The organism is Magnetovibrio sp. PR-2, assembly GCF_036689815.1.
GTDB lineage: Bacteria > Pseudomonadota > Alphaproteobacteria > Rhodospirillales > Magnetovibrionaceae > Magnetovibrio.
In genome coordinates this window covers 63220-77763 of the sequence record NZ_JBAHUR010000007.1, presented here as the reverse complement: position 1 = coordinate 77763, position 14544 = coordinate 63220, and the positions used below count along the sequence as shown (strand labels likewise).

General features: G+C 55.8%; 12 protein-coding genes. 2 read left to right on the top strand and 10 right to left on the bottom strand.

Annotated features, from left to right (window positions below; all coding sequences use genetic code 11):
• The first annotated feature begins 443 nt into the window (after positions 1–443).
• Positions 444–809, top strand: a complete 366-nt coding sequence (locus V5T82_RS10220) for a hypothetical protein (RefSeq protein ID WP_332895533.1) — start codon at positions 444–446, stop codon at positions 807–809.
• Positions 810–880: 71 nt separating this feature from the next.
• Positions 881–1144: a hypothetical protein gene (locus V5T82_RS10215; RefSeq protein ID WP_332895532.1), complete on the top strand. Its 264-nt coding sequence runs from the start codon at positions 881–883 to the stop codon at positions 1142–1144.
• Between the two features lie 22 nt (positions 1145–1166).
• Here the strand turns inward: V5T82_RS10215 and ligA are convergent, their stop codons facing one another.
• The 10 genes from ligA to murC form a co-directional block, all read right to left on the bottom strand.
• Positions 1167–3257, bottom strand: a complete 2091-nt coding sequence (ligA, locus tag V5T82_RS10210; RefSeq protein ID WP_332895531.1) for an NAD-dependent DNA ligase LigA — start codon at positions 3255–3257, stop codon at positions 1167–1169.
• Positions 3254–4930: a DNA repair protein RecN gene (gene recN / locus V5T82_RS10205; RefSeq protein WP_332895530.1), complete on the bottom strand. Its 1677-nt coding sequence runs from the start codon at positions 4928–4930 to the stop codon at positions 3254–3256. The genes ligA and recN overlap by 4 nt, the downstream gene beginning before the upstream one ends.
• 17 nt (positions 4931–4947) lie before the next feature.
• Entirely contained in the window at positions 4948–5766 is an 819-nt protein-coding gene (locus V5T82_RS10200) for an outer membrane protein assembly factor BamD (protein ID WP_332895529.1), read from the bottom strand.
• A gap of 193 nt (positions 5767–5959) precedes the next feature.
• Positions 5960–6901, bottom strand: coding sequence for a UDP-3-O-acyl-N-acetylglucosamine deacetylase (gene lpxC / locus V5T82_RS10195; RefSeq protein ID WP_332895528.1), 942 nt, complete (start codon positions 6899–6901; stop codon positions 5960–5962).
• A 200-nt stretch (positions 6902–7101) separates the two neighbouring features.
• Positions 7102–8880, bottom strand: a complete 1779-nt coding sequence (gene ftsZ, locus V5T82_RS10190) for a cell division protein FtsZ (RefSeq protein WP_332895527.1) — start codon at positions 8878–8880, stop codon at positions 7102–7104.
• A gap of 153 nt (positions 8881–9033) precedes the next feature.
• A complete protein-coding gene (gene ftsA / locus V5T82_RS10185; protein ID WP_332895526.1) occupies positions 9034–10302 on the bottom strand; it encodes a cell division protein FtsA in 1269 nt (422 codons plus the stop codon).
• Positions 10303–10390: 88 nt separating this feature from the next.
• Complete coding sequence (locus V5T82_RS10180) at positions 10391–11278, bottom strand: cell division protein FtsQ/DivIB (protein WP_332895525.1); 888 nt, start codon at positions 11276–11278, stop codon at positions 10391–10393.
• Positions 11275–12180 carry a D-alanine--D-alanine ligase gene (locus tag V5T82_RS10175; RefSeq protein WP_332895524.1) on the bottom strand — a complete coding sequence of 302 codons (906 nt, stop codon included), beginning with the start codon at positions 12178–12180 and terminating at the stop codon, positions 11275–11277. Before V5T82_RS10175 ends, V5T82_RS10180 begins: the two co-directional genes overlap by 4 nt.
• Positions 12177–13121 carry a UDP-N-acetylmuramate dehydrogenase gene (gene murB / locus V5T82_RS10170; RefSeq protein WP_332895660.1) on the bottom strand — a complete coding sequence of 315 codons (945 nt, stop codon included), beginning with the start codon at positions 13119–13121 and terminating at the stop codon, positions 12177–12179. Before murB ends, V5T82_RS10175 begins: the two co-directional genes overlap by 4 nt.
• Positions 13122–13125: 4 nt before the next feature.
• On the bottom strand, positions 13126–14541 hold the full coding sequence (gene murC, locus V5T82_RS10165; RefSeq protein ID WP_332895523.1) for a UDP-N-acetylmuramate--L-alanine ligase: 1416 nt from the start codon (positions 14539–14541) through the stop codon (positions 13126–13128).
• Positions 14542–14544: the final 3 nt, after the last annotated feature.

Here is a 14544-nt window from a genome sequence, read left to right as displayed (position 1 = left end):
GATTGCACAATGACAATACACACAACCAAATACATTCGTAGTGGTTATAGTTTGTGTATTACGCACATAATTAGAATCATTGCGATCAAATAATATTGAAAACTGTACTTGTTAAAGGAAACCTATACTTACATATCCTACGCCTGTATTACAAGCCCCTTCAAGCCTGCGGAGAATGAACATTTCACACCCCTTCACCTCCTGCGTCAATAGGTCAAAGGCGGCTCTCACTGTTACAGCAAGACCTATGATCGAGAGTTTTTGGCAGTAAAATCAAATTGAGAGTTACCCACATTGAACGATAGGTCTGTGGATAAGGCTCAGAACCCATTGTCAGAGAATGGTTTTCTATCCACAAATATTCAGCAAAGCTCTTGCGTATTTATAAAAATTTAATAGAATAAATATATTGTGTATTTTGTTTAACTTGTAGGGAAGCTGGCATGTGCTTCGCAGGAACAATTGAGCTCAACCACGAGGTTCTAGATGACGGCTCTCATGTCATCAAAGCAGTTAATCTTGATGACATTGCTGACAATCTTGAAGGCAGTAAGGTTTTCGTGATTGGCAGTGATCTTGAAGAATTATTTCCTGATTCCCGAGCCCTCTTGCAGGACACTTTGTCCTACGTATTTGGTGGCGAGTTTGAAGTTGAACACCTTGTGCCGGGCACTGACTATATTGATGCTATAAAGCATTCTTCAAATGACGAAGTTACCGCCTATATCATTGAACATATTATTCAAAATGGCCTTAAATCGTGGAACTGCTGCTTCCTACAACGGCAGAAAGCAGTTGCTGCAGAGTAATTTACACACCGTCGTTTTAGCGTTCTCACTCAAAGAAATACCAAAATAATCTCTGCTCAAAAGGGAAAGCAATGTCTTTTGCTGAAGAAGTCTTATACCCAATTCAGAATTACTACTCAAGAGGGTACATTGTTGGAATACTGCAACAATATGGTCTTGAGAGGCTTCCGCAACGATTCCAAAATGCAAAACAACATGAGCTCTGGGGAGTGCCCGGAATCAAATCGTCCTTCACCTTAAGTATGCTGCCAACATTCACCTATATAACGGCCTTGAAAACCATGGATGAGTTTGGTGACTATGTAAAAAAACTTCATTTAGAGCAGCTAAACTAAGATTCAGAGCAATTTATTGCTTTCAAATGCCCATAGTAAGATCGAGCCACTCTTGCTCGCTCAATACCGTCAGCCCAAGCTCTCGGGCTTTCTTTTCTTTGGATCCCGCCCCCGGCCCGGCCACCACGTAGTCGGTTTTTTTGCTGACCGAGCCCGACACTTTCGCGCCCAAGCTTTCCGCTCTCGCTTTGGCCTCGCCCCGGCTCATGGTTTCCAGCGTTCCGGTGAACACCACGGTTTTGCCCGCGACGGGTGAGCCGTCTGTGTCCGGGGCTTCGAAGTCTTCGACGTTGACGTTGCTGAGCAGGTCGTCCAGGACTTGGTTGTTGTGCGGCTCGGCAAAGAACTCGACGATGTCTTTGGCCATGCTGGCGCCGATGCCGTCGATGTTGAGCAGTTCTTCCAACTGTTCCGAGCCAATGATCCGCGCGCCTTCCATAGCTGTACGGAGCGCGCTCATAGAGCCGTATTGCTTGGCGAGCAAGCGTGCGGTGGCTTGGCCCACCTGATTGATGCCCAAGGCAAAAACAAAGCGCGGCATTTCGATGGTTTTTTTGGCGGCGATGGCGGCCATGAGGTTATCGATGGATTTATCTTTCCACCCTTCCCGGCCGCTCAAGTCTTCGGGTTTGAGGCGGAAGATATCACCAGGAGTTTTGATCAAGCCGGTGTCGAAGAACGCTACGACGTGCTTGCCGCCCATGCCCTCTATATCGAATGCATTGCGCGACACAAAATGTTTGAGCCGTTCGTGGGCTTGCGCCGGGCAGACCAAACCGCCGGTGCAGCGCGTCGCCGCTTCGCCCTCTTCACGCACCGCGTGGCTGTCGCACACGGGACACGTTGTGGGAAAGACAAAGGCTTCGCGGTCCCCGTGCGAGCCGTCGTCAATCACTTGCAACACCTGTGGGATCACATCGCCAGCGCGCTGGATTTCCACATGATCGCCCACGCGAATGTCCAATTCACGGATATAGTCCACGTTGTGGAGCGTGGCGCGGCTCACCACCACGCCGCCCACCGTAATGGGCTCCAGCTCCGCCACCGGGGTCAGCACGCCGGTGCGCCCCACCTGGATGGTGATTTGTTTCAAGATGGTCACGGCCTTCTCTGCCGGGAACTTGTGGGCGATGGCCCAACGCGGTGCGCGGGATACGAAACCTAGGCGCTCCTGCCAGTCCAAGCGATTGACCTTGTAGACCACGCCATCAATGTCGTAGTCCAACTCGGCGCGGTGCTCACCGATGGTGTCGTACTGGGCCATGATCTCATCCACACCATTGCACACGCGGGTGAACGGATTGACGGAAAAGCCCCAGGTTTTGAGCAAATCGACAAATGCGCCGTGCGTATCCCATTGCGTAGCGCTCACCTCGCCATAGGCATAGGCGAAGAAGCTCAAAGGGCGTTTCGCCGTGATGGAGCTGTCCAATTGGCGCAGTGAGCCCGCCGCCGCATTGCGCGGGTTGGCGAAGACTTTGCCGCCCGCAGCCTCTTGGCGTTGGTTGAGGCTTAAGAAGTCCTTCTTCGACATATAGACTTCGCCGCGCACTTCTAAGACATCTGGCACGCCTGCGGGCAGGGTTTGCGGAATGTCTTGGACGTGGTGGGCGTTGGCGGTGACGTCTTCGCCCTCCACCCCATCGCCGCGCGTGGCGGCTTGGACCAACTTGCCATGCTCATAACGCAAAGAGATCGACAGGCCGTCAATCTTTGGTTCCGCCACCAGCTCCAAAGGGATGTCTGGATTTTCCGAAAGCTCTTTCAAAAAGCGGCGGATGCCGTCGATAAAGTCTTGCAGTTCTTCTTCGTCAAACACATTGCCCAGCGACAGCATCGGCTTGGCGTGCTTAATTTTGCCAAAGCCCGAAGCCGGAGCCGCACCAACGCGGTTGGTCGGGCTGTCGGGGCGCACGGAAAGCGGAAAGCGTTTTTCGATGGCTTCGTTGCGTTGACGCAAGGCATCGTATTCTGCATCAGTGACGGACGGCGCGTCTTTTTGATAGTAGCGGTCGTCGTGCTCTTTGATCTCGATGGCTAAGCGTTCGAGCTCTTGGTCCGCCTCGACGGACGTCAGATCGTGGGCGGGGATGTCCCGGATATCCGTGGTCATTGCGCAGCCCCATAGAGCAAGCTTTGCGCCGCACCGCGGGCCTCTTCGGTGACGTTTTCACCCGACAGCATACGTGCAATCTCGACCTCGCGTTGGTCGTGGTTGAGAACGTCCACAGATGTGCGCACCGCACCGCCCTGCTCGGCCTTCGACACATGCCAATGGGCCACACCGCGAGCAGCGACTTGCGGGCTGTGGGTGACGACCAAGACTTGGACGTCTTCGCCCAGGCGTGCCAAACGCTGCCCCACGGCGTCGGCCACGGCACCGCCAATGCCACTATCGACTTCGTCAAACACCAAAGTGGGCACGGGGTCGGATTGGGCCAAAACGACTTTCAAGGCCAGCATGAAGCGCGACAGCTCGCCCCCGGACGCAATTTTGTTGAGCGGTCCTGATGGGGCGCCAGGGTTGGTGGCCACTTCGAACGCGACCTTGTCCCAGCCATTTTCACCCCAGCCCTCTTCTTCGGCACTGGAAAATATCGTCGTGCAGAAATTGGCCGCGCCCAGACGCAGGGGCTCCAGTTCGATACCAACGGCTCTGTCCAATCCGGACGCGGCTTCTTTGCGCGCTTCGGACAATTGCCCGGCGACGCGAGAATAGCCCGCGCGGGCTTGGGTTTCGGCTTGCAGCAGCTTTTCCAAGTTCTGCCCGCCGTTGTCGATGCTTTCCAATTGAGCCGTCAGCTTTTGAAACAGGTCAGGCAGGTTCACCACTTCAACATTGTGTTTGCGGGCAATGGCGCGCAGGGCAAACAGGCGTTCTTCCACCTGTTCCAAATGGCGCGGGTCCAAATCCACCCGGTTGGCGGCGCTGTCCAGCTCACCCAGCGCGACGGAGACTTGCTCGCCCGCACTGTCCAAGGCGGCCATGGTCGCGTCCAAAACCCCTTCGGCTTTTTCCATGGCGGGTTCCAGCGCGCGCATGGCATCGCGCAGCATGCGTTCGACACCGTGGCCGTTGTCCAAAGCCTTTTGAGCCGCGTTCATGGATTCAATCAGCTTTTCGCCGTGCATCAGAATTTGGCGTTCATTGGCCAAGCGGTCTTCTTCGCCCTCTTCGGGGCTCAGTTGTTTGAGCTCGTCCACGGCATGGCGCAGGTATTCTTCGTCCTGGCGGGCGGCTTCCAATTCTTCTTCAGCCCGTTTGCGGGCGGTGACGGCGTCACGCCACGTGCCATAAGCCGCTGCCACTTGGCCGCGCAAAGCCGCGTGCCCACCGTGGGCGTCCAACAACCCCACATGGGTCGCAGGGTTGAGCAGACGGTGATTGTCGAACTGTCCATGCACTTCAACCAAATCTTCCCCAACTTGGCGCAACAAGCCGACGCTGACACTTTGGTCGTTGATAAAGGCGCGCGATCGTCCGTCGGTGCCCAAGGTCCGGCGCAGCATCAACGGCTCGCCTTCCAAACTTAGTCCGTGTTCTTCCAATAAGGCAAACGCAGGGTGGCCGTCTTTGAGGTCGAATTCAGCGGTGACCACCGCCTGTGCCGCACCATGGCGCACCAAGCGCGCCTCTGCACGTGCGCCCAGGGCTAGGCCTAAGCTGTCAAGAAGGATCGATTTACCTGCACCGGTTTCACCCGTGAGCACACAAAGCCCTTGGTGAAAATCCAATTCAAGGCGTTCGATCAAAACCACATCGCGGATGGACAGACGGCTGAGCATGGTGAGGTCCTACCCCGTTACCAAACGTATTCCCACGGTTTGTACCAAGACTTGTCGTCAGGCCGCGCCATTTCTGGGGCTTCCAGCAAGATATAGGCGTCTTCGTACCAAGAACTGGACGGGAAGTTGTGGCCCAAAACGGCGCCATACTTTTTGGCTTCCTCGCGCAGGCCCAAAGCCAAATAGCTTTCCACCAAACGCATCAAGGCCTCAGGCGTGTGGGTTGTGGTCTGGAACTCCTGGGCGACACGGTCAAAACGATTGATGGCCGCCAAATACTGCTTTTTCGCTTGATAATAGCGCCCAATTTCCATTTCTTTCCCGGCCAAGTGATCGTAGGTCAGTTCGATCTTGAGCTTGGCATCGCGGGTGTATTCGCTCTCGGGGTAGCGGATCGTCAGTTCTTTGAGCGTTTTCAACGCCAACTCGGTCATCATTTGATCACGGCCAACGTCAGAGATCTGCTCGTAATAACAAAGGCCCTTCAAGTAATAAGCATAGGGTGTGTCTTTGTTGGACGGGTGCAGCTGAATGAAGCGATCCAACGCCACAACGGCTTCGTCGTAATTGTTTGCCATGTAATGGCTATACGCCGACATCACCTGCGCTTTGGTGGCCCAGTTTGAATAGGGGTGTTGGCGCTCGACATCGTCAAAGCGGGTCACAGCGTCGTCATAGTTTTCAAGCTGGAGAGCATCAACGGCTGCGTTGTAGAGCTTTTCTACCGGCTCTTCTTGGATATCCGTCGCAATCGGTTCGTCGCTGGAGCACGCCGCAACGCCCAGAAGGCCTGCCAGCAGGAAAATCCGAGCGGATGTTTTCAATGGTTTCGCCATAGAGCCAGTTCTTTCGAGTTCAAACGTGGGACGGAGTATATCACGCAGGCTGGGATGTCTGTCCAGCACCTGGGTTAAGGCTAAAAAATGGCAGAATTTTGGGCTTTTCGACAGCCCAAAGCCCAAACGAATTGCGCCCGGCTTTTAAACCGGGCACGAATCGGAACATTTCGTGAATGTCTGAAGCTGTGCTTTAGGCCGTCGCCGGGCTCGCCGCGACGGTTTGTTTGGCCCAAGAAGACGCGCCTTGCATCGGCTGCCCAGCGCTAAATTCTTCCTGATCGACGATTTCGTAGTTTGCCGGATCAGAGAACAGTTCGCGCAGCAATTGGTTATTCAGCGCATGGCTGGCTTTGGTGCCCGTGTAGTGGGCTTGCAGCGTCGTACCTGCCAAATACAGATCGCCAATCGCGTCCAAGATTTTGTGACGCACGCATTCGTCATCGAAACGCAGGCCATCTTCGTTCATAATTTTGTCGCCGCTCACGACCACAGCATTGTCCAAGGACGCGCCTTTGGCCAAACCTGCGGCCCAAAGGGCTTCGGCTTCATGCAAGAAGCCAAACGTGCGTGCGCGCGCGATTTCGTTTTTGAACACCGCGTCGGTCATGTCCACAGACATGGACTGCGTGCCGATGGCCGCGTTGTCGAATTCAATGTGGAAGTCCAAAGAGAAACCAGCCGCCGGGCTCAGATGCGCCGATTTGTCACCATCAACGATGGAAACGGGTTTGAGCACACGAACGGCTTTGCGTGCGGCGTTTTGGTCTTCGACACCTGCGCAATCGATCAAGAACAAGAACGGAGCCGAGCTGCCGTCCATCACGGGGACTTCGGCGCCGCCGACTTCGATCAGCGCGTTGTCGACGCCGCTCCCGGCCAAGGCTGCCATCAAATGTTCGATGGTGGCGATGGATTTCGCAGGCTCCAACCCGATGGTGGTGCACATACGCGTGTCGATAACCGTGTCGAATTTTGCGGGGATTTGAGCACCATCGCCTTGGATGTCGGTGCGGCGGAAAACGATACCTGTGTCAATTTCGGCTGGATTGAGCGTCATGGTGATTTTTTCACCCGAGTGCAGACCGATGCCGGTGCAGCTGATGGCGCTCTTCAACGTTTTTTGCTTGATCACGGTATGTGTTCCTTAAACCCCAGAACTGCATTTTGCAGCCAAATTTATGTTCTAGCCCCTTTGGAGCCTTTTGTTTCGGCGTCTCTTAAAGAAAGAGCGCTTCAGTAATGGGTTTACCACCCTGGACTGAAGCGCTCAAATCAAACACTGTTACCTTTTGTTACAGCCTGAAACATTTGCAAGCCATTGATTTAAAAGGCTTAGTTTGCCTGCCGGCGAAGGAACGCCGGAATGTCCAACAAATCGTCTTCGGACTGGCTGGTTTGCAGGCGCTCTTGCGGGTCCAAACCTTGTAATGCGGGCTCGGCCATAGCGGATGTTTTCATCTGTGTGGTCGGTTGAACCGGGGCGCCCGTCAGACTGGCAGCGGGTTGCGAAGCCGCCGGGGCTGGAGCCGGAGCCGGAGCAACCGCTTCGGCGGTTTTGGAGCCAAACATGGACACCCGGTTTTTCGCGCCACCGGTGACACGCTCGAACAAGCTTGGACCTTTGGTGGCTTTGGCGGTCGGCGCTGAACCGGCCCCTGTGCCTCCGTTGACCATGGCAGCTTCGGCCATCGGGTCGATTTCAGGCTCATCTTCTTCGACCAAAGTCGGTGCGGGCGGAATGAAGGCGTCTTCTTCGCTGGCCGACGGCGTGGCCGTGGGGGCGGAGAAGCTGGCCGGGATGCGGCTGGGCTCAGGCGCGCCCATGTCTTCAATGTTCTCGTCCAGAAGATCTTCCGCTTCTGTCCGTTCCGCTTGAACAGGGGCTTCGGTTTTTTCCACCGTTGCGGACAGATCAAAATCCAAAGTCTGCGGCGTGTCTTCAACCATGACCGGGTCGTTCACCGGGTCGGCTTCATCTTCGTCGTCAGCCATTGCAACCGTTTCGCTGAGCACAGCGGCAACGCTTGGTTCCGGCTGGGTAATCGGGGTGTCTTCAACTTCGGGCTCTTCGCGAACAGGCGCTTGAGCCACCGGTTCGGCGTGCATGGTCAGCACTTCCGGCTCGGGACGTTTGCACTGTTCGGCGTCAATACCCGTAGCCACCACGGAAACGCGAATGCGGCCATCCAGCTCGCCGTCGAAGGTCGAACCGAAGATGATGTAAGCGTCTTCGTCGACTTCGGCGCGGATGCGGTTGGCGGCTTCGTCAACTTCGAACAACGTCATGTCGTTGCCGCCGGTAATATTGATCAGCACGCCATTGGCGCCCGCCATGGAGGTGTCGTCCAGAAGCGGGTTGGAAATAGCGGCTTCGGCAGCGTCCAGAGCACGGCGCTCGCCTTCGGCTTCGCCGGTGCCCATCATGGCCTTGCCCATTTCGCTCATGACCGAGCGCACATCGGCAAAGTCCAAGTTGATCAGACCGGGCATGACCATCAGGTCGGTCACGCCACGCACACCGGAATACAACACGTCGTCAGCCATTTTGAAGGCATCGGAGAACGTGGTCTTTTCATTGGCGACGCGGAAAAGGTTTTGGTTGGGAATGATAATCAACGTGTCGACATACTGTTCCAGCTCTTCGATGCCGCGCTCGGCAATGCCAAAGCGATGACGGCCTTCGAATTGGAACGGCTTGGTGACGACACCAACCGTGAGAACACCCAAATCACGAGCCGCGCGCGCGATGACCGGAGCGGCACCTGTCCCTGTTCCGCCACCCATACCGGCGGCGATGAACACCATGTGCGAACCTTTGAGCTGGTCGTTGATTTCGTCGATGGTTTCTTCTGCGGCAGCGCGACCAATCTCGGGCTTGGAGCCAGCCCCCAGACCTTGGGTCAATCCTGTGCCCAGTTGAATGCGGCGCTCAGTCGCAGCCGAGGTCAAAGCCTGCGCATCCGTGTTCGCAACAACAAACTCAACACCTTCCAATTGGGCGTTGATCATGTTGTTCACAGCGTTTCCGCCTGCGCCGCCAACACCCACAACGGTGATTTTCGGCTTCAGCTCGACGGTCTCATTTTGGGGTACGCTTAGATTGATGCTCATAGCTCAGCTCCACACTCCGCTCGTTTTATTACTTGTCGGCGAAAAGCCTTAATATTTCGTAACTTTAGCCACATTTACCGCCGATTCGCACGATGCTGTTGAAAGGGATTCGATTTGCGAGTCGGAAGGCGTTATTAGGACAATATTTTGGGCTTAAAAATTATCCCGCAGCCACTGGCCGATTTTACCAAAACGGCTGGCAGGCTGCTCTTTGGGGCGATAGGTGCGACCCAAAGTTTCTTCAGCAGTTTCATAGGCATAGTTCACAAGACCTGCACACGCAGAAAACTGCGGGCCGGAGGCGACTTCCGCCATGCCTTCCAAGTAACGCGGTTTGGCCATGCGCACTTGGTCCTTGCCCAGGATTTCGCCGGCCAATTCACGCACGCCGGGCAGCAAACTGGCGCCGCCCGTTAAGACAAGACGCGGACCCGACAGACGTTCGAACCCGGCGCCGTGCAAGCGATCGCGCACCAACTCAAAGGTTTCTTCCAACCGCGGTCGGATGATACCCACCAGCATGGAGCGCGGGACTTCGTTGGTTTCCCCCGTCTGCTCTTCGCCGATCAACTGAACCTTCAACACTTCCAAATCGTCTTTGGGGGACGGCATACAGTTGCCGTAAAGGGTCTTCATCCGCTCCGCATGCTGAACAGGCGTGGACAAGCCCCGCGCAATGTCGTTGGTGACGTTCATGCCGCCCACGGGAATGCAGTCGGCGTGCATCAGCTCGCCGTCAAAAAAGACGGAGATGTTCGTCGTTCCGCCGCCCATATCGACCAAGGTCACGCCCAGCTTCATTTCATCTTCGACCAAAGCCGACATGGCGCTGGCGTAAGGGGAGACCACATGACCGTCCACGTCTAAGTGACAGCGGTGCAAACAGGTATCGATGTTGCGCAGCGCGTTGGTCTGGGCCGTGACTACATGCAGGTTCACGCCCAGACTATCGCCAAACATACCGCGCGGGTCGCGCACACCCCGATTGCCATCGATGGAATAGCCCACCGGGATCGAGTGCACGATTTCTTGGTCTTGCGGCAAGGATTGGGTCAGGCGTGTAGCGTCCAAAATTTTGCGCAGATCCTGATCGCCGATTTCGTGACCGGAAATATTGATGTCATAGGCCACCAAGCGTGAATTGAACGCAGTGCCGGTCAACGACACGAATACGGACTCAATATTAGCCCCCGCCATTTCTTCGGCTGCGCCAACGGCGGCGCGCACGGTGGCTTCGGCCTGTTCCATATCCACGATGGTGCCATTTTTGACACCCGCGGATGCATGGTGTCCAACACCAATGACACGCGGCGGGCGCGTGCCTTCCTTGCGCGCGATCAAGCACGATACTTTGGTTGAACCGATATCCAAGGCGGCGACAAGGCCGTTACGCGGTTTCGGTTGAGGTTGGTGGCGATGCATTCTTGTTGGTCTTTCTAACGTTGCAACGCTTCGATTAAACCAATTTTCTTAAACTAAAGTTTCAAATGACTTAAGCTGGCCAAAATTTCTAAGTTTGTTGTCCGCCTTTCCGTTTGGGGCGGCGTTCTGGGATGACATTTCGCCGCACGATCACACGGTCGGGCATGCGCAAGTCCAAAACACGAATGTCACGGGCCAACACACCACTTTCCTGTTCAAAGGCCGCCAAGCGCGCCAAGGCTTTCGGTGCATTGTCTTCGGGCAGACGCACATCTACCCCGCCTTGTAAGGACAAGTCCCAACGCCGGCCACCCACCCGCACAGCGGCTTTCACTTGGGCCAAGAGTTCCGGCTGGGTTTCCAGCAGCTCCAACAATCCGCCCACATGGTCGGGGGCGTCTTCACCCACCACTTGGATCAAATTGGAAAAACGATCCAACGCATTGTGCGTAATCACCACGCCGTTGTCGTCGATCAATGAAAACGAACCGCGGTGTTGCCACAGCGCCATGGGGCGGCGTTCGGTTAAGTGGATAACCAAGGTGTCAGGCAACAAACGTTCGACGCGGGCTTGAAAAACCCACGGCAACTCTTCGACGCGTTCGCGCGCTTGTGCAAAATCATATGCCAAGATCGGCGCCCCGCGTTGAATGCCAAGGGTCGCCAAAAGATCATCGCGCGCCGTTTCGCCGCGCCCGGTGACCAATACCTCTTGAACCGTAAAGCCCAGGTCCGCCGTGACTTTGATTACCGACCATTTGACTTGCGCATAGGCGTCTTGAACAAAGCCGTTTTTCCACGACCAATGCAGACCGCCCGCGACTATGCCTAAGCCCAGCACCGCCGTGATAAAGACGGTTTGCGGCCGTTTATGGAACGGCACCACGCGTCTACGTTTGGGCGTGAGCGCTGGCTCTTGCCCGGCTGCATCCAACAGTTCGTCGGACTTGCGTAATTTGCTCAACATATTTCTCATGCATCACACTCCGCGTTTTCCACCATCCAGCTGACCAGCTCTTCGAAGCTGATGCCGACATGCCCGGCCTGTTCTGGCACCAAGGACGTCGGCGTCATGCCGGGTTGGGTGTTCACCTCTAGGATATAAAGCGCCTGTCCGTCGTAACGGAAGTCGGCACGGCTGACGCCGCGACAACCCAGCGTGTCATGAGCCAATTTGGCCAAACGCAAGGCTTCGTCATAGACGTCGGTTTCGATGTCCGCCGGGATTTGATGGGTCGAGCCCCCTTCGGCGTATTTGGCATCGTAGTCATAAAATTCATGGTCGGTTGAAATCTCTGTCACGGCAAGCGGTCTGTCGCCCATGACGGCAACGGTAAATTCTCGCCCGGCAATGAACTGTTCGACCATCACCGTTTCACCATAAGGCCAGCTGTCATGTGCAAACGGCAATTCGTTTTCGCCTTCACGGACGATGTGAATGCCGACGCTGGAGCCCTCGTTTGCGGGCTTGACCACATAGGGTGGTTTCAAAACCTCACCCGCCAAAACCTGGTCACGGGTGGCGACCATATCTTCGGCGACGGGAATGCCTGCGTCTTTGAACAGACGTTTGGCCAAAGGTTTGTCCATCGCCACAGCAGAAGCCGTCAAACCGGAATGGGTGTAGGGGATGTTTAAAATATCCAACAAACCCTGAACACAGCCGTCTTCACCAAAGCGGCCATGCAGTGCATTAAACACCAAATCGGGTTTGGGGAACAATCGGCCCAGCAAAGAGCCCACATCGCGTTGCACGTCAATTGGGGTTACAGAATAGCCCGCGCGCTTCAACGCTTCGGAACACGCTGCACCAGACACCAGCGAGACATCACGTTCCGCCGACCATCCCCCCATGAAGACGGCTACATTTTTGGTCATTGGGATTCTCCCTCTGGTCCAACCTTTGGCCGCACGCCGATGCGTTTGATTTCCCAGTCCAGCTCAATGCCGGAGTTTTCTTTCACCCTGCGGCGGACTTCTTCGCCCAGGTCTTCGATGTCGGCCGCTGTTGCGTTGCCGTGGTTGATCAGGAAGTTACAGTGTTTCTCCGACACTTGCGCCCCGCCGATCCGAAGACCCCGGCACCCGGCTTGATCAATCAATTCCCACGCTTTGTGACCATCAGGGTTTTTAAAGGTCGAGCCCCCAGTGGACGTGCGCAGCGGCTGGCTGTCTTCGCGCGCTTGTTTGATGTCGTCCATGCGTCCGCGAATGTCTTCGACTTGACCCGCATGACCGCGAAGGTGCGCTTGGATGAATACCCAATCTTTGGGGACCGCGCTTTGACGGTATGAAAAACCTAAATCAGCAGAATCTAAACGCTGACGATTGCCCTTTGCGTCCAGCGCGATCGCGCCGACGACGATGTTTTGCATTTCCGCACCATAAGCACCCGCGTTCATGCGCAATGCTCCACCGATGGTTCCGGGAACGCCGCTTAAAAACTCAAGCCCGGTCACACCGGCTTCCATGGCGGCCTTCGCAACGTTGCCGTCCAAGGCCCCTGCACCGCAGATCACGTCGGCGTTGGTAACATCGACATCAACGAAGCCACGGCCTAAGCGGATCACCACACCGGGAATACCGCCGTCGCGCACCAACATGTTGGAGCCGACGCCTAAGATCGTGACGGGCACGTCTTGCGATTTGTTTGTCAAAAAGTCCGCCAAGTCTTCTGCGTCGGCAGGTTTGAAAAGAACTTCCGCCGGACCGCCCACACCAAACCACGTCACCTTGGCGAGCGATGCGCCCGCACTCAATCGGCCGCGCACCTTTGGCAGGCGGTTGATCAAGTTGGTGGTTTGCGTAGCGGCAGCCATCATGTTAGCTCCCTCTTACTTTTTTCAAACGGTCAGGCAGTTTGTTTGCCCATTGCGTGATGTTCCCCGCACCTAAACACACGACCATATCGCCGGACTTGGCGAGGTCGTTGACCACATCCGGCAAACGGTCGGGATCGGCCAAAGACATCACGGTGCGGTGCCCGTGTTCGCGCAATCCCGCAACCAAGCTTTCGCGGTTATAGCCTTCAATGGGTGTTTCGCCCGCTTCGAACACATCCGCCACCAACACGGCGTCGGCGTCGTTAAAGCAGGTGCAGAACTCTTCGAACAAATCGCGCAGGCGGGAATAGCGATGAGGCTGGACAACGGCGATCACTTGGCCGTCACTCACAGCCCCGCGTGCGGCTTTCAAGACGGCTGCGATTTCTACCGGGTGGTGACCGTAATCGTCAATCACGGTAATGCCGTCCACCTCACCCGTTTTGGTGAAGCGGCGTTTCACACCTTCGAAATTACCGAACGCGGTTTTCAAGACGTTGGGATCGATGCCCATCTCATAGGCAATCGCCGCAGCCGCTAAAGTGTTTTGCACGTTGTGCGGACCGTACATGGGCAACATCACGTCTTTGACGACCGTGGCCTTGTTGTCTGCGCTTCCGGAAAAGCTCACATCGAACATCATGCCATCCGGCCCCGGTCGCACGTTTTCGCCGCGCACCATGGCTTGCGGGTTGAAACCGTACGTGATGATGCGCCGGTCAGAAACGCGGGGGATCAAAGCTTGAACTTCGGCGTGATCAATGCACAGCGCCGCAAAGCCATAAAAGGGAATATTTTCGACAAACTGGGCAAAGGCTGCACGCAAGGTGTCGAAGTCGCCATAGTGGTCCAAGTGTTCCGGATCAATGTTGGTGACCACGGCAATTGTGGAGGGCAACTTCAAGAATGTCCCGTCCGACTCGTCAGCTTCGGCAACCATCCAATCGCCCGAGCCCAAACGAGCATTAGAGCCCCAGGCGTTGATAATACCGCCGTTGATCACAGTCGGGTCCAGACCCGCCGCATCCAACAACTGTGCCACCAACGACGTCGTTGTGGTTTTGCCATGCGTGCCGCCAACGGCAATGGACCATTTGAGGCGCATCAGTTCGCCCAGCATTTCCGCGCGACGAACCACAGGCATCAAACGCTTACGCGCACCGACGACTTCGGGGTTATCGGATTTGACCGCGCTGGAAATCACCACCACACCCGCTTCGCCCAAGTTGTCTTCGCTATGGCCGACGTGAATGTTGATGCCCAGTTCGCGCAGGCGCACAACGTTGGGGCCTTCGGCTTGGTCGGATCCTTGAACCGAATAGCCTAAGTTGTGCAGCACTTCGGCGATGCCGCTCATGCCAATGCCGCCAATGCCGACAAAGTGAATGGTTCCGATATCCAGCGGCAAAGCTCTCATGCC